The sequence below is a fragment of the Alteromonas australica genome (assembly GCF_000730385.1).
GTDB classification, from domain to species: domain Bacteria; phylum Pseudomonadota; class Gammaproteobacteria; order Enterobacterales; family Alteromonadaceae; genus Alteromonas; species Alteromonas australica.
In genome coordinates this window covers 2341743-2357242 of sequence record NZ_CP008849.1, presented here as the reverse complement: position 1 = coordinate 2357242, position 15500 = coordinate 2341743, and the positions used below count along the sequence as shown (strand labels likewise).

Genomic DNA, 15500 nt, shown 5'->3' with positions numbered 1-15500 from the left:
CCTTATGAACGTAATTGGAGTAATAAAGCAATTGATTTCTCTTAGAAAAGGAAGCGTGCGTGGCTGCTTAGGTTTTTGGGCAACGTCTATCGTACTGTCTGCGTTGGTGTCTGGTCATGTTGAAGCTACACAGGTTATACAAACCAATATTGCCGCGATTGCGGTAGACGACCAAAGTCAGCGTTCACAGGATAGCGCGCTAAAATCGGCGTTTAAGCAGGTAATGATAAAAATTACGGGCAATAAAGATGCGCTGCAAAACCCAGGTGTAAAAGCCGCCTTACGCACGCCACAAGCCTACCTTCGTTCTTATCGGTTTGACTTTCGAGAGGGGGAGACCCTTTATGTGGCTGAATTCGATAAAATAAAGCTGAACGAGTTGTTGCAGCGAGAAGGCTTGCCGCTTTGGGGGGAACGCCGTCCAGAGACGTTATTATGGATGGCCACAGAAGACAGTGAGTCTGGAGAAAGACAGCTGTTAGATGAAACTACCCCTAGCGAGATGCGAGAACACTTAAGTGCCAAGGCGAAAGAGAGAGGGCTGCCGTTAAGTTTCCCTTTAATGGATTTAACCGACAGAACCACCATTTCTATCTATGATGTATGGGGGCGTTTTGTACAGTCGCTCACTCAGGCGTCTAATCGCTACAGTGTGGATAATGTCATTGGCGCAAGAGTGTATAAAAATGAGCCGGGCACTGTGAGTGAAGTGCCAGGAGAGACTGCACGTTTGGAACAGCTGCAATTAGACGCTACGCGGGGTGATTCTCAGGATTTAGTCACAGCAGATCTGAATGACAACCCTGTTGCTCACGAGAGTGATTATACTGCTGAAACGGCAGAGCAACCTTATAACACCGATGCGATGTCAGAGGCGGGCGATGATGATTCAGTAGAAGGTGTTACAAATGTGTCTATGCCACCCTTTACCATGGATGAATTTACCACCTATGCCCAGCGCGCAGAGCAGGGTGACTACGCGTTAGATTGGGTATTTGTGGGCGGTGGTAAAGTGAGTTACGGCAGCATATTTGCAGACGATCCGGCGACTTTAGCGTCGCTTCTTGTCGATGCGTATTCCAACTACCTGTCGGCGCAATATGCCATTATCCCAGGGGCCAGCGATGCTGAAAAAGTGACGATTACTGTATCCATAGCCAATGTGAACTCGGTCACTAGTTACGCGAACGCTACCGCCTATTTAAATAGCTTGAGCGTGGTAGACAGTGCAGCACTTATTCAACAAGAAGGTTCAGTGGCTACCTATACCATTACGTTGCTGGGTAGCGCGCAAGATTTGATTAACACCGTTCGGCTAGAAAACAAACTTCGTCCAGTCACAGATGTCTACGGGCAGGTTGTCGAAAGCTACACCTTTTATTGGGGTAATTAATCATAGACACCTTTACGTCGCAACTGCCATTACCTGTAACCCTACCTACCGATGAAACCTTTGAAAGTATCATCGACAAAGGGAATCAAGAGGTGGTTACATTGCTAAAAGATGTTGCGACTGGCATGCCACAGTGGCGAGACGAACCCAGGCTGGTGAGTCTTGCCTCTCTTCATTTGCCGCTGGTTACCCTACAGGGTGGCAGTGGCGTGGGGAAAAGCCACTTGCTTTATGCGCTGTGTCATCAATTGGCCACGCAACAGGTAAACCATATATATATCAATTTAAATCAACATGCCCAGTGGTCGCTCGATATCTTCGATGGATTAGAAAATTTATCGCTTATCTGTTTAGACAATATACATGCTGTAGCAGGCATTACCGCGTGGGAAGAAGCACTTTTTGACCTGTTTAATCGTGTTATAGAAAACCCGGGGGCGCTAGTGGTGGGCAGTAGTCAACTTGGGCCCAGTCACCCTAAGTTTGTTTTGCCCGATTTGCGATCCCGTTTAGCCTGGGGGGTGATTTATCACTTAAATACCCTTGATGATGACTCGCGTAAGGATGTTTTACGTTTAAGGGCGTCTCAACGAGGACTAAAGTTATCGGAACAGGCGCTTCAGTTTTTGCTTTATCATAGTGATAGAGATTTGCGCAGTTTGCTGGGCTTGCTTGAACGTTTAGATACACGTTCGCTGCAAGAACAAAAAAAGTTGTCGGTGGCTATGGTGAAACGCGAGTTAGGTTTACCTTAAATGGATAAATGTGAAAAAACGGAAGTGAAGTAAATTGATGGCAGCAAACTTAACAACGCTCAGTTATGATCACGAACATCGGCTTTCACAAACTGGGTAAGCATGACAATATGGACAAAAACGAGCGGTAGATCGGTAGAAAAACTCGCAATTTGCGCCTTATTAAATTGTTAGCTGCCAAAATGTGAATCAAGCTTATCTAGAAGCTCTAAACCTTTCTTTTTGTCTCCAGTAGCAGCAATAGCCTTAAATCTTACCTCAGTATCAAATTCAGCTATCGCTTGTGTAGACAACTCTTCTATCAATTTGTTTAAGCTCAACTTTTTATGCGCCGCCAAAGCCTTCAATCGATTATGCTTATCGTCTGGTAAACGTACGGTTAAAGTGGACATATTAAACTCCTCTCAAATAATCTTCGGGCGCTAACACTTTCAAACCATCAAATTGTAATTCCGCATTTCGCAGGTCTTTTAGGTTATTCGTAATAATGCTCTCGGCATTTCCTGCTACTGCAAGTTCAATAAGAAAGTTATCGCCTTCATCTTTTAAATTTGGCCGCCACAAATAATGTATCTGCACCCATTCGCAAACACTAAAAAATGCTGCTAGCAACTCGCTCACTTCGTCCTCGATAAGCGGGCACAACTCTTTGATCTTGTCTCGCTTACTTACTGCTTCGTATTCCAAAAATAAGGTCGTGCTAATGAGCGGTTTTAGCTGACCCAACAAGCATTGCCGTATCACTTCTCGGGCAGGGCCTGTTTTGCCAATCAGAGCACTAATAAGTACACTGGTGTCAATAACTACTTTATTCATACCCTTTATGCTAGCGTATATGCTATCACTTTTCAATTTTACAGTGGCAGCTAACAACCTAATCAACACACTCATTTCGTTCGCTGGCACGCATACACGCGGGGCGGCTTCGCCATTATGCCCCACATGTCTGCGCCCGTTATTGAAAAGTTATGTTTACAGTCGGACAAGGAGTAGTTTTGAAAATATATTTTGCTATTTTTGACAAAGTTGAAGAATTAGATTTAGTTGGCTCATGGGAACTTATTGGGCTTTTAGCTGAAATGAAACTTTGTGAGCCTCCTAAACTTATTTCGTTAAATTCTATGAATCCTTCGGGTGAGCATGGAATGCGATTTAATGCTGATATACATTTTACTGAAAATATTTTTCCTGATGTCTTAATTGTTCCTGGAGGTAGTGGCGCGAGGTTGGCGATGGAAGATCCTGATGTAATTCAATATTTAAAAGAAACTAGTAGTCAATCTCACAGTATTTTATCTATTTGCACTGGCATGTACTTAATGCAAAGAGCGGGACTTTTTGCTAACAAAAAAGCGACAACACATTGGGCGTTTCTTGATGAACTAAAACAAGATACCTCCGTTGAGGTTATCGAGGAGCGTTATATTAAAGACGGTAATATCTGGTCATCAGCAGGTGTTTCTGCAGGTATGGATATGACTTTAGCATTTGTTGCTGATTATTTTGATGAGGCTGTAGCGTCGGAAATACAGTTGAATGCTGAGTATTTTCCATCACCTAAAATTTATGGTGATGCAGCGGTTTCTAACTCTAAAGTATCAAAATATATAAAGAAGGCTGTAGAGTAATGTAAACATAACAAGAGACTAAGGCGTCAAGTGTTGCACTTTGGCTCCGCGAATTCGGGTATGCAATTACAAGCCGGCATGACATTTACTATTGAACCTATGATCAATCAAGGTAGCCATAAAACCAAATTGAAAAAAGACGGCTGGACTGTGGCTACCCGGGACAAAAAGTTATCTGCTCAATGGGAGCACACCATACTCTTTACTCAAAATGGTTATGAAGTGTTGACCCTCCGTCCTTCCGAAATACAATGAATTGAGCACATAAAACCCAACGGCAGTGTGAAGATCCTTAAGACGTCTTGAGTTCAACTGGTGAATGCAACGCTATCCTTGTACAGGGGGAGCGTTAGCATGAAACCAAGAAAACCCATCGATTATTCACATGTGCAATTATGGCACTCAGATTGACGTAGTACCCGATAACTAGTGTTTCAAAGCCTCTCTGAAAGCCGAGCTAACCACTGTTAGATTCTCAATAATTTGTTGTTAGTATCACGGTATCGCCATCGCGAGGAATAATGTACCTGTCCTTCACGGCATGCTTTTCTAATAGTGCTGCGAGACTATGGTGGTCAATTCGACAATGATCTAAGGCGCCCATGTGATTGCAAATAATCTTTCCAGTGCTTAAGTTCGCTAATTCGATAATCTCGTTTTCGTCCAGTAGTAAAGGTGCGCCCAGGTCAAATTGCGCTTTGCCCGTTGGCGCAACGATGTAGTCAGGCTGGTTGTCCTGAATGAAATTGCGAATAGAGTGGGTTAGCACTGTATCGCCCATTAAATATACACTTGGCTCATTGGGCAATTGAATAAAATAACCTGTACCGTGCTCCATGAATGCTGTTAACCAACCTCGCGTATGAGTCGCTGGAATACGTTCAATAGTACCATCAAAAAAGGTGCTTCTCTTTTGCGCCAATACTCGAGTCAGGATTTGTTTTTTATCGAGGAATTTTTCGTCTCTTGGCGTACAAAATGTAGGGATTTGACGTTTGACTAACCAGCGGACGCCTGCTCTATCAAGGTGGTCAAAGTGACCTTTTTGACAGTGCGTTATAAGTGCGTAATCAATATTGTCTTTGTTCTCAGTAAATACTTCGGGTAGATCAACCAAGGGATTCCGTTTATCACTTTTGTAGTAACGCAGTTTAGGCAGTGACCCTTTTCTTGCTAACATTGGGTCGACAATTATTTTGCCGTGACTAAATTCAATCAAAATAGTGGCATTTCTAATCTGTGTAAATTTCATAAGATCTCCTTTTTCGACTATGCTAAGGTGTGGAGTAACACCATAGTCAGTCCATACTTTATGAAAATTTCACAACTTGAAAATAAGTCGGGTTTATCGCGGGATACAATTCGTTATTACGAAGATATAGGGCTATTGCCCGCACCCCATCGAAGTGCCAATGGATATAGGCTCTACACTAATGATCACTTGGCTATCTTGCAGTTTATTGTGCAGGGAAAGGCAATTGGCTTTTCGTTGAAAGAGATTAAAAGTGGACTCGATCGCTATTTGAAGTGGGGGCATTTATGCCCTGAATTCAAGCAAGAGTTAGAAGCAAAGAAACACTTTTTTTGTCAACGTATAAAAGACGATAAAGCAGTAGTAACGCACATAGACAAAATGTTGAAAACGAGTTAAGACTTCATAGTCAAAAAACAACGCTTTTGTAACGTACTCTGGACGTTTACAGCATTAGTTATGTGGGCGAGAAGCAAAAATGTGTAAAGACAGTACTTTCTTTGTGTTTCTAATATAGGTAGTAGAAAAGGATGATACTTAAGTTATTCTGTTGGGTTTGCCTAATAATAACACTCTGTTGGTCGTCAGCAAGTTTGGCAATAGTAATTGTGACTGATTCCAAAAATATGTTTGATGTTATTGCACACAATAAGCCTCCACAAAGTTTTCCTGAAGAAGTGTATAACAGGGTGCTCACACAATTATCCGTAGACAAATTCCTGTTTGCTCCCCATGAGCGCATAAGTACGCTAATGTCTGAGGGTGAACCTATATGCACTCCGTTTCGGCTAAAGACAGAGGAGAGGGAAAAGGTTTATGTTTTTAGTCGCCCCACGGATTTCTTTTTCAATCGACGACTTTATCAGCAAAAAAGTAGTGAGCCTATTAGTCAAAAATTTCTCGACAGCAATGGGAACGTTATCGATTTAGTGGAAATGTTGGTATCTTCACCAGAATACACTTTGCTTACGGGCGCTAACCATTCATACGGGGATTTCTTAGATGATATTATTGCGAAAATTCCCCCGAATAACCTGTACGTCAGACACGGTATCGACCCTTACTCTTCGATGATTGAAATGTTGTCGAAAGGCCGAGTAGCCTTTTATCTGACCTATCCCAGTATTATGAGAAGTAACCCTGAGGTAGAAAACTTACGCAGCTATGGAATTGCTGGTACGCCCAGGTATGAAGAAGGTCACCTAATGTGTAATGATTTAGAGGGGAGCCGTGCTTTTCTCAGAGCTTTTGATGATGTTCTAATGTCGCTTTATCAATCTGGTGAGTTTGTCAATCTCGCGCAAAAGTACATGTCAGAAGATGAGTGGGTACAGCTCAAGCGCATTGTTGACAGTACCCTGTTAGAAGATTAATCCAACCTTTGGGAATAACGACTACGACCCATCGCGTGGAGTTCACACTTTAGCTTAATCTAATTCATATTAATCAAGAAAGACGAATAACATTGTATACAGAGTTATTTTCAATGTTCTCCAATAGAGGTTATGTTCAACGAGTGTTTCACACAGACGTTGAACGTGTATTCTCTGTATCAAGATGACTGTCATGTCTGGTAAGGGCTTTTACTCCTTAACCTCCGACAACATTGTAAGGTTATTCGCCGTTGTTTGTGCCTTGTTGTTTCTGGCCTTCGAAATAGGCTTTCTCTTCTGCCATTTCAACTTTTAGCTTTTTAATACCTAGACCAAGTTCTCGTCCTCGCTTTCTGGCGAAAACGCTGCATCCTGCAAACATGCCTGTACACAGTAAAATTTCAATCACGGCGTACAAACGTTCGGCGGGCACAGCGTAGGCGACGGTACAGCCATGCATAAGATAATAAAGGACGACGAAATTTGCCCACGCATGGGTGTAAGGTTTGCCCTTAATAACACCGGGTAACGGCAATAAAATAGGCACTAAATACAGCAATACAATAAAAATAAGCGAGTAGGTTTGGGTGGTACTTAAGGCAAACTGCCAAACAGCAATCCATGCGACTAACAATAGGTGGCAAATTAGCGCAAGGTAACGGTAATTGCGGGTATCAGGCGCCATGGGTGTTCTCCGGTAAATGTTGGGTAAGCGACTTTGCAAGTTGCGCTAAGCGTTTGCCTTGAGCCAGACATAAGGTTTTTTCATCGTCGCTAAGTTGCGTATTGTTGTGCATGGCCACATGTGTAACACCATAGGGGGTGCCGCCCGACTGAGTATCATGTAAAGCCGGTTCGCTATAAGGCAGACCACACATTAGCATACCGTGATGCATTAACGGCAACATCATAGAGAGCAATGTGCTTTCTTGCCCGCCGTGCATCGAAGATGAAGACGTAAATACACATGCGGGTTTATTAATTAAGCTGCCTTTTAACCAATGGGAACTGGTGCCATCTAAGAAATACTTCATAGGGGCTGCCATATTGCCAAATCGAGTAGGACTGCCAAGGGCTAATGCTGAACATTGCACCAACTCTTCGTCGGTAACCACAGGTGCTGCCAAGTTCGCATTTTCTTGGGCGGTGCCATCCCCTTCATTGAGTGGTTTAACGGTTCGTACCCAGGCTTCTGCCCCCGTGCTTATCACCCCCTGAGCAATAGCATCGGCCAATTTACGCGTACTGCCATGGCGGCTGTAATATAGTACAAGTACAGGTTTCATTAAATAATTTCCAATACAGACTCGGGCGGTCTCCCAATACGTGCCTGACTTTCTGTAATAACAATAGGTCGCTCCATCAACTTTGGTGTTGCTGCCATGGCAGCAAAAAGATCGTTATCGCTTAAGGCCGTATCAGCTAAATTTGCGTCTTTATATTCCTGTTCCTTAGTACGCATCATTTGGCGAACAGACTCAAGATTAAGTTTTTTAAACACATCGTTGAGTTCGTCAACACCTAATGGCGTTTTTAAATATTCGATTACCTGAGGCGCAATGCCTTTTTCTTCAAGCAACGCTAAGGTTTGACGGCTTTTTGAGCATCGAGGGTTATGTAGAATGACAGTAGAAGACATGATGAAATACCTAAGATGATCTTAAGGGTAAAATAATGGCGCAGACTATTGCCGTTTTTACATCTTTTTTCAAGTTTTTGTCGCCTCCTATGCTAAATTTGACACCAATGATAATGTGTCTACGCTAGACCTAACGCTTTAGGCTAGCGCAACGCAGTAAAGGGTAGGGCACCATGAAGTATGTAAAATTGATTGGCATTATTGGCCTAATGGCTTTTTCAGTCATTGCTGGTTTTGTGGGTTATCAGTATACCAAGGCAGACTTTGTTACCACCGATGGCACCACTTATCAGTGGCAAGAATTAGAAGGGAACTGGGTTATTATTAACTACTTTGCGCCTTGGTGTGTGCCTTGTTTACGTGAAATGCCTGAACTGCATGAGTTTGACCGCGCGCTGCCCGCAAACACAAAATTGTTTGCCATCAATTACGACGCCTTGTCCCACAGTGACTTAGTGGCCATGCTGGCGGCTCATAAGATTACCTTGAAAGTTATTGAGGCAAACGAAGATACCTTGTTACCTATGGCCAAACCCAATTACCTACCTGCCACCTTTATTATCGGCCCTGATGGCAGGGTAAGAGACACAATAATGGGAGAAGTCACGGCGTCGTCATTAGCCCAACGCTTATCCCAATTAAAGGCGCTCTAAGCGCTCTTCCTGATCTCTAAATTGCTTTATGCGGGCACGAATACGCTGTTTTTCAAGGTGATCTTCGCCGGCAAAGTTATATGCATATTGAAGTTCATCGACCGCGCGGGTGTAAGCCCCATATAAGGCGTAAACTTCGGCTTTACTTTGATGCATTTGAGAAAACTGCTTGGCTTTTTGGTAAGCCTCCGTCATTAGTTGATAAGCAATTTGGTAGTCTTTGTTCACTAACAGGAAGTCCCGTAGTAAATCTATCGCTTGCTCATACTGGCTGGCGCTGATCAGCGCATTGGCTTGATTTAATGCCAACACCTGATTGCGCGGGTTTAACGAAACATGAGGTTGCAGTAACTCAACCGCTTTCAGGGGTTCCCCTAACGCAATATAAATATCTGTGGCAGCGTCAAGATAAAACAGATTGCTAGGGTCTTGTGACAGTAGCTGATTAATGACAATTTCTTTTGCTTTCTCGTTTTCTTCCGCTCTCATGTAGGCCAATGCTAAGCCATATTGCGCAGCCACTTTCAGCTTATAGGCATTTTTTTCTAGTGCGGCGTTAAAATAGTCCACGGCGTAATCGGGTTCAAAAGAATAACGGGCCATAATTCGCGCTTTGGCTAACTCGAACTGTACACTGGGGCGTAAATAACGTGCTGGATAATCAGCGGCTCTGGCTCGCGCATCGGCGATACGGGTTTCGGTTAAGGGATGCGTTAACAGCCGAGCGGGCGGTTTAGATACCATGCGGTATTCTTCCGCCATGGTAGAGAAAAAACTGGCGGCAGCTGTCACATCGAAACCGGCTCTTGCAAGCATGCTAATACCAATTCGATCAGCCTCTTGTTCATTGGTACGGGTATAGTCTATTTGCAATTGAGCGGATGCCGCCGACCCCGCTTGCATGGCAGCAATACCCGCTTCAGGGTTGGCCATAGCAATGAGTACGCCACCAATTAGCGATGCAATGGCTAAGGGAGATGAGCGTTTTTGTGCCTGCATTTTACGTGCGATGTGACGCTGGGTAACGTGAGATATTTCGTGGGCTAACACGGAGGCCAATTCACTTTCGGTTTTCGCCCGACGCATTAAGCCGGTATGTACGCCAATGTGTCCACCAAAAAACGCAAACGCGTTAATTGCATCATTGTCTACCCAGAAAAATTCAAACGGAAACTTCGCATTTTCAGCATGGATGACTAAGCGGTTGCCCAGGTCTTGTAGATACTCGTCAAGAACGGGATCGGCGATAACGGGGCTCTGCCCGCGCATTTGACGCATAACAGCGTCGCCAACAATCATTTCTTTATCTAAAGAAATGGCGTCTGACGCCACAACACCAATTTCAGGCAGCGCATTCTTATTACTGTATGTCGCGTCCTGTGCCACAGCCGACAAACTTGCGGTAACGCACAGTGACAAGCAGAACAACCAGATTGAAAATGTTTTTTTCATGTATCCTTAGGCTATTAGGTAAGGGTTATTGATTTATTAGAGCACTAAAGTTGTCTTTCAGTTTCAATTAATTTTCATCAATTTTTCATTCTGCCGCAGACATGCGTGATATACCACCCTTAGGTGACAAAATCTGTTACAAATTGAACAACATAAAGCGACTTTTTTGCGCAAAAAATATGCTGATTTTTAAACTTTCTATATTGCTCCAATCACACCTGTTACACTATGATGCATGCCACTTTAGTTATTATTTCGAGCGTTATTTATGATTAATGTGTTTGGTAGATGGTACCGACGCAAATTTTCCGATCCTGATGCAGCCATGCTGCTTATCCTTATTTTGCTCACAACCACGGTATTGCTGTTGTGGGGTGAGCTTATTATGCCTGTCTTAGTGGCAGCCGTTATTGCTTATCTACTCGATTGGCCCGTGACCAAATTAGTCAAAATTGGGGTGGGGCGCGGGCTTGCCTGTGGCGCTGTGTTGTTGGGTTTTATAACGCTCACCATATTACTTTTAATTGGGCTTGTGCCTATTATTTCAAAGCAAAGCGTGAATCTTGTGCAAGAATCGCCGTTAATATGGCAAAAGGCACAAGATTGGATCTTAACGTTGCCTGAAAAATACCCAGACTACGTGCAGGTGTATCAAATACATCAGATGATGGAAGGGCTGAATGAAAAACTGGTAGAAGTAGGAGAAACGCTTATTTCGGTGTCCTTTAGCAATATTGCTAATGTAGCGGCATTGCTGGTTTACATTGTGCTTGTGCCCTTGATGATATTTTTTATGCTGAAAGATAAAATGTTTTTCCTAGAAAATATCTCTCGACTTCTGCCTAAAGAGCGACGACTTATTACCCAGGTTGGGCATGAAATGAATGCACAAATCGCCAACTATATTCGTGGCAAGGTGATTGAAATCGTTATTGTGGGCGCGGTGTCATGTATTACTTTTGTCTTAATGGACTTAAGATACGCTATTTTGTTAGGGGTATTGGTGGGGCTATCTGTACTGATTCCCTATATAGGTGCGGCAGTGGTGACGATACCTGTGGCCGTGGTTGCCATGTTCCAATGGGGTTTTACCCCTGAGTTTTGGTATCTCATGATAGTCTACGGCATTATTCAAGCCTTAGATGGCAACTTGCTGGTGCCATTGTTGTTCTCTGAGGCTGTCAGTTTGCATCCGCTTTACATCATTATCGCGGTGTTGGTATTTGGCGGCTTATGGGGCTTTTGGGGGGTATTCTTCGCCATTCCTTTAGCGACCCTAGTGAAAGCTGTTGTTACCGCATGGTCGAGTAATCCTCCTGTGATGCAAGATAGCGCAATGTAGGTGGTATGAGGCCACGACAAACGCCAGTTAATCAGCAATAAAAAAAGCCGCTTCAGTAGCGGCTTTTTTGTGCATATAGTCATTTTCCCACGTGCGCGTTTAGGTATTTAAATAATCCAAAATGACGGTGTGGTGTTCTTTGGTTTTAAACTTATTGAAAACCTGTTCAATGGTACCGTTTTCGTCAATCATGAAGCTGATACGATGAATACCATCATATTCTTTACCCATGAATTTCTTCAAGCCCCACACGCCAAATGCATCAGCCACAGCATGGTCTTCATCTGAAAGTAGGGTGAAGTTTAAGCTTTCTTTGTCTGCAAATTTCGGTAAGCGCTTAACGGGATCTGGGCTGATGCCGAGTATTTCAACATTTTTAGCGACCAATTCTTCTTTGCTGTCACGCAGCCCTTGGGCCTGAACCGTACATCCGGGCGTCATGGCTTTCGGGTAGAAGTATACCAGTACTTTTTTTCCCGCAAAGTCGCTAAGAGATACCGTTTCATCGTTTTGATTTTGTAATGAGAACTGAGGTGCTTTATCACCAGCTTGTAAGGTTTTCATTTGTATCCTTCTTGTGTTTATCGATGACTTTTCCGGTTACGTTTAATGTTTCGAAAAGGGCAGTTAATTCTGCCTCTAAAGCGTCGAAGTTTTCGTGAGCAGGCATGTTCACGACAAATTTACACTTCATCGACTCTTTTTGTGAACCGGTCTGTTTGTATGTTTTTTGCCTAAACGCGCTTATTGACGCGTTTCTATCAGCAAAGAATCCCGTAACGGATTTTATAAGCCCAGCGGTATCTTCGCCACTGAACTCAACATGAAAAAGATGTTCCAAATTTTGCTTGGCGTGATGGCTAGTACGCTTCATCATTGACAGCAGATCAAGGCGCTGACACACGGGGGGAATAAGGCACTCGGCTTTCGTAATAGCCGGTTGTGAGCCTTCTAAAATCATTGTAAGCGAAAATTCTTTACCGTAAATGGCTTGTCGACTGTCGAGAATGTTGCATTGTGCTTCAGAGACCGTCGAGGCTAACTCGCTTAATATACCCGTTTTATCCGTGCCTAATATTGTCACGATAAGTTGATGTTTAGACATGCAAGTTTACATCTGAGGGAACCATTTTGACGATGTTAGCATAGAGTTTTTTGCGAAGTTAGCGCCTTTTTGGGGTGAGAAGGGGATATATTGGTAAATTCTTACCATTTTGCCTGTCGTGCCGCTTGTGTTTAGGCACTGACATATTTACCATGTGCGCTCACATTTTGCGGAGAGATTATGTTTACTGGCAGTTACGTAGCACTCGTCACGCCGATGTTCCAAAACGGCGATATCGATTATAAGTCATTAGAAAAGTTAGTACGCTTTCATGTAGAGCAGGGTACGCATGGGATTGTATCGGTTGGCACCACAGGTGAATCGGCCACTCTACCCTTTGACGAACACGTTAACGTAGTAAAAGAGACCGTTGCCATGGCGTCAGGTGCTATACCTGTTATTGCTGGCAGTGGGGCAAACTCTACAGCTGAAGCAATTTTTCTTACTGAGCAGCTCGGTAAAGCGGGTATCGACGGATTCTTAAGCGTTGTACCTTATTACAACAAGCCGCAACAGGCCGGTATGGTGGCGCATTTCAATGCGATTGCCGATGCCAGCGAATTACCTATTTTGCTTTATAACGTGCCTGGTAGAACTGTTGCAGACATGTTGCCAGAAACCGTAAGTGAATTAGCCGGGCATAAAAATATTGTCGGCTTGAAAGACGCAACGGGCGATATTTCTCGATTAAAAGCAACGCAGGCACTCGTACCGAAAGATTTCGTTTTATTAAGTGGCGATGACGGTACCAGTAGTGATTTCATGTGTGAAGGTGGTCACGGTGTCATATCGGTTACAGCGAATGTGGTGCCAAAGGCAATTTCGCAAATGTGCGAAGCCGCATTGGCAAAAGATTTTGCTCAATGTAAAGCGATTGATAAAACCATTGAACTACTCCACAGCGCCCTATTTATCGAGCCTAACCCGGTTATGCCGAAGTGGGCATTGTACAAAATGGGCATGATGGAAAGTGCTGAAATGCGATTACCGATGGTTTTACCGGAACTTGCAAGCCAAAAACATATCGAAGAACTATTACAAAAATACGAATTGATTTCTGGTTAATAAGGAACACAGATGAAAAGAACGCTGGCTCTAGCAAGTTCACTGGCCGTGGTAGCACTTGCAGGTTGTTCAAGCCAAATAGATAGAAAAACCGCTTCTGGCAGTTATGAGTATTTAAAAACAGAAGAAACGAAAAAACTTTCCGTACCTTCTGATCTCGATACGCCTGCTTTTTCCCGAGAGTTCGCGCTGCCTGAAGTCAGTAAAGATGCAGACACCTCACTCGTGGGTAAAAACTTAATTGTTCAGTCGCCAGCGCTTGTTTTGCCTCTCGTGACAGGGTCACATGTTGAGGAAGGTCAACATACCGCCACTATTTGGTTCGACCAAGTAGATGACAGTCAACCGCTAGATCAAGCCATTTGGAACTCATTACTTAGCTTTTTGGATCAGCAAGGTATTGGTGTTGATAGCTTCGATCCGGACAATAAAGTACTTATCACCGATTGGATGATTATTACCAAGGAGCTTGATAGCCCTTGGTATAGCTGGACCAGTACGGAAAGCCAAATTGGTCGACGTTTTGAATTTAACCTCGACGTTAAACCTCACGGTAGAAGTGCGGCCTTAAGTGTAGACTTAAAAGACTACATGGAAACCGTGGGTGACGACGTGAAGGACGAAATTACTAGCCTTCAAGAGCGTCGCGAAGAGGTTGATGTATTAAACCAAGTAGTGGGTCACTACGAATATCAAGTACAACTTGAAGAAACCCGCAGAATAGCGCGTATCCGTCAGGGCCTTGAAACTGAAATGGGCTTTAACGATGACGGTGATGCAGCCTATGTGGTGTCGTCACAATATGATGTGGTTTGGCCACGTACCTTGCTTGTATTGCGTAAACTAGGCTTCGACGTAAAAGATTTAGATAAATCAACAGGGCTATTATTCGTCACCTACAATGGTGGTGATGGAAGCTGGTGGGATGGTTTATTTTCTAGTAATCAAGAATTGTTAGAAAAGGGTGACTATCGCTTGAAAGTAAAGGCTGCTGGCGAAAACCGCACTAGCATTACCTTTATGGACAATGAAAGTCAGCCTTTTGAAGCTAATCAGGTGTCCGACCTATACAGCACTTTTGCTGAGGTCATGTCAGAAGATAACCTTGATATTTAATTGAGACTGAGAATGGAAAAACGTGACGAGCTTTACCGTGGTAAGGCAAAAACGGTGTATTTTACCGATGATAGCGACAAACTTATTTTGCACTTTCGCAACGACACTTCGGCGTTCGATGGCGAAAAAATAGAACAGCTTGATCGCAAGGGTGAAGTCAACAACAAGTTTAATCATTTCATTATGACAAAACTTGAAGAGGCGGGCATTGCCACTCAGGTGGAATCACTGATTTCAGATACCGAGTCTCTGGTTAAGAAGCTCGATATGATTCCAGTTGAGTGCGTGGTAAGGAACCTGGCAGCGGGCTCTCTTGTTCGCCGCTTAGGTGTTGAAGAAGGCCAAGAGTTATCGCCACCTGTTTTTGAGTTTTTCTTGAAAAACGATGCTTTGCATGACCCCATGATCAATGATTACCACATTGCTTCTTTCGGTTGGGCTACTGAAGCGCAAATCGCTAGAATGAAAGCCATTACGTTTGAAGTAAACAATGTGCTAAAAGCATTATTCGCAGAAGGCGGAATGCTACTTGTTGACTATAAACTAGAGTTTGGCGTCGACAAAGACGGTAATATTGTACTTGGCGATGAATTTACGCCAGACGGTTGTCGTTTGTGGGACAAAGAAACGCGCAAGAAAATGGATAAAGATCGTTTCAGACAAGGTTTAGGATCTGTGGTAGAAACTTACATTGAAGTTGCTCAGCGTATAGGCTTGTCACTTTAAT

General features: G+C 43.6%; 19 protein-coding genes and 1 pseudogene. 11 read left to right on the top strand and 9 right to left on the bottom strand.

Features of this window, described 5'->3' with window-relative positions; translation table 11 throughout:
• Positions 1-4: 4 nt before the first annotated feature.
• Complete coding sequence (locus EP13_RS10440; protein ID WP_044057241.1) at positions 5-1393, top strand: DUF2066 domain-containing protein; 1389 nt, start codon at positions 5-7, stop codon at positions 1391-1393.
• A complete protein-coding gene (gene hda, locus EP13_RS10435; RefSeq protein WP_044057240.1) occupies positions 1393-2148 on the top strand; it encodes a DnaA regulatory inactivator Hda in 756 nt (251 codons plus the stop codon). The genes EP13_RS10440 and hda overlap by 1 nt, the downstream gene beginning before the upstream one ends.
• A 170-nt stretch (positions 2149-2318) precedes the next feature.
• Here hda and EP13_RS10430 read toward each other — a convergent pair whose 3' ends face one another.
• Together EP13_RS10430 and EP13_RS10425 are read right to left on the bottom strand one after the other, a co-directional pair.
• Positions 2319-2540: a toxin-antitoxin system HicB family antitoxin gene (locus tag EP13_RS10430; RefSeq protein ID WP_012517112.1), complete on the bottom strand. Its 222-nt coding sequence runs from the start codon at positions 2538-2540 to the stop codon at positions 2319-2321.
• Between the two features lies 1 nt (position 2541).
• Positions 2542-2964 (bottom strand): putative toxin-antitoxin system toxin component, PIN family, encoded by a 423-nt coding sequence (locus EP13_RS10425; protein ID WP_044058902.1) that lies wholly within the window; start codon positions 2962-2964, stop codon positions 2542-2544.
• A 179-nt stretch (positions 2965-3143) separates the two neighbouring features.
• Between EP13_RS10425 and EP13_RS10420 the strand changes: the two genes are divergently transcribed.
• Positions 3144-3776, top strand: coding sequence for a DJ-1/PfpI family protein (locus tag EP13_RS10420; protein ID WP_044057239.1), 633 nt, complete (start codon positions 3144-3146; stop codon positions 3774-3776).
• A 27-nt stretch (positions 3777-3803) separates the two neighbouring features.
• Positions 3804-4031 (top strand): annotated as a pseudogene (locus EP13_RS10415) (M24 family metallopeptidase); the annotation flags it as partial.
• Positions 4032-4251: 220 nt separating this feature from the next.
• Here EP13_RS10415 and EP13_RS10410 read toward each other — a convergent pair.
• On the bottom strand, positions 4252-5028 hold the full coding sequence (locus EP13_RS10410; protein WP_044057237.1) for an MBL fold metallo-hydrolase: 777 nt from the start codon (positions 5026-5028) through the stop codon (positions 4252-4254).
• 60 nt (positions 5029-5088) lie between these two features.
• Between EP13_RS10410 and EP13_RS10405 the strand changes: the two genes are divergently transcribed.
• Both EP13_RS10405 and EP13_RS10400 read left to right on the top strand, forming a co-directional pair.
• The gene (locus EP13_RS10405; RefSeq protein ID WP_044058901.1) at positions 5089-5427 is read left to right on the top strand and encodes a MerR family transcriptional regulator; all 339 of its coding nucleotides are present in this window, start codon (positions 5089-5091) and stop codon (positions 5425-5427) included.
• 209 nt (positions 5428-5636) lie between these two features.
• Entirely contained in the window at positions 5637-6401 is a 765-nt protein-coding gene (locus EP13_RS10400) for a transporter substrate-binding domain-containing protein (protein WP_044057236.1), read from the top strand.
• 241 nt (positions 6402-6642) lie between these two features.
• Here EP13_RS10400 and EP13_RS10395 read toward each other — a convergent pair whose 3' ends face one another.
• The 3 genes from EP13_RS10395 to arsC are packed head-to-tail and all read right to left on the bottom strand — an operon-like array spanning position 6643 to position 8040.
• Complete coding sequence (locus EP13_RS10395; protein ID WP_044057235.1) at positions 6643-7086, bottom strand: DUF2069 domain-containing protein; 444 nt, start codon at positions 7084-7086, stop codon at positions 6643-6645.
• Positions 7076-7687, bottom strand: coding sequence for an NAD(P)H:quinone oxidoreductase (gene wrbA, locus EP13_RS10390; protein ID WP_044057234.1), 612 nt, complete (start codon positions 7685-7687; stop codon positions 7076-7078). Before wrbA ends, EP13_RS10395 begins: the two co-directional genes overlap by 11 nt.
• Positions 7687-8040, bottom strand: coding sequence for an arsenate reductase (glutaredoxin) (gene arsC, locus EP13_RS10385; RefSeq protein WP_044057233.1), 354 nt, complete (start codon positions 8038-8040; stop codon positions 7687-7689). The genes wrbA and arsC overlap by 1 nt, the downstream gene beginning before the upstream one ends.
• A 173-nt stretch (positions 8041-8213) precedes the next feature.
• On the opposite strand from arsC, the gene EP13_RS10380 reads away from it, so the two are divergent.
• Positions 8214-8693, top strand: a complete 480-nt coding sequence (locus EP13_RS10380) for a TlpA family protein disulfide reductase (protein WP_044057232.1) — start codon at positions 8214-8216, stop codon at positions 8691-8693.
• On the opposite strand, the gene bepA is transcribed toward EP13_RS10380, so the two are convergent.
• Complete coding sequence (gene bepA, locus EP13_RS10375) at positions 8679-10145, bottom strand: beta-barrel assembly-enhancing protease (protein ID WP_044057231.1); 1467 nt, start codon at positions 10143-10145, stop codon at positions 8679-8681. The genes EP13_RS10380 and bepA overlap by 15 nt on opposite strands.
• Positions 10146-10413: 268 nt before the next feature.
• On the opposite strand from bepA, the gene EP13_RS10370 reads away from it, so the two are divergent.
• Entirely contained in the window at positions 10414-11487 is a 1074-nt protein-coding gene (locus EP13_RS10370; protein ID WP_044057230.1) for an AI-2E family transporter, read from the top strand.
• Between the two features lie 99 nt (positions 11488-11586).
• Here the strand turns inward: EP13_RS10370 and bcp are convergent, their stop codons facing one another.
• Together bcp and EP13_RS10360 are read right to left on the bottom strand one after the other, a co-directional pair.
• Entirely contained in the window at positions 11587-12051 is a 465-nt protein-coding gene (gene bcp, locus EP13_RS10365; RefSeq protein WP_044057229.1) for a thioredoxin-dependent thiol peroxidase, read from the bottom strand.
• Positions 12029-12592 carry a glycine cleavage system protein R gene (locus EP13_RS10360; RefSeq protein WP_044057228.1) on the bottom strand — a complete coding sequence of 188 codons (564 nt, stop codon included), beginning with the start codon at positions 12590-12592 and terminating at the stop codon, positions 12029-12031. The genes bcp and EP13_RS10360 overlap by 23 nt, the downstream gene beginning before the upstream one ends.
• 180 nt (positions 12593-12772) lie before the next feature.
• Between EP13_RS10360 and dapA the strand changes: the two genes are divergently transcribed.
• From dapA to purC, 3 genes are read left to right on the top strand one after another with little or no spacing between them, the layout of a single operon-like run.
• A complete protein-coding gene (gene dapA / locus EP13_RS10355; protein WP_044057227.1) occupies positions 12773-13657 on the top strand; it encodes a 4-hydroxy-tetrahydrodipicolinate synthase in 885 nt (294 codons plus the stop codon).
• Between the two features lie 12 nt (positions 13658-13669).
• Positions 13670-14773, top strand: coding sequence for an outer membrane protein assembly factor BamC (gene bamC / locus EP13_RS10350; RefSeq protein ID WP_044057226.1), 1104 nt, complete (start codon positions 13670-13672; stop codon positions 14771-14773).
• A gap of 12 nt (positions 14774-14785) precedes the next feature.
• On the top strand, positions 14786-15499 hold the full coding sequence (gene purC, locus EP13_RS10345; protein WP_044057225.1) for a phosphoribosylaminoimidazolesuccinocarboxamide synthase: 714 nt from the start codon (positions 14786-14788) through the stop codon (positions 15497-15499).
• Position 15500: the final 1 nt, after the last annotated feature.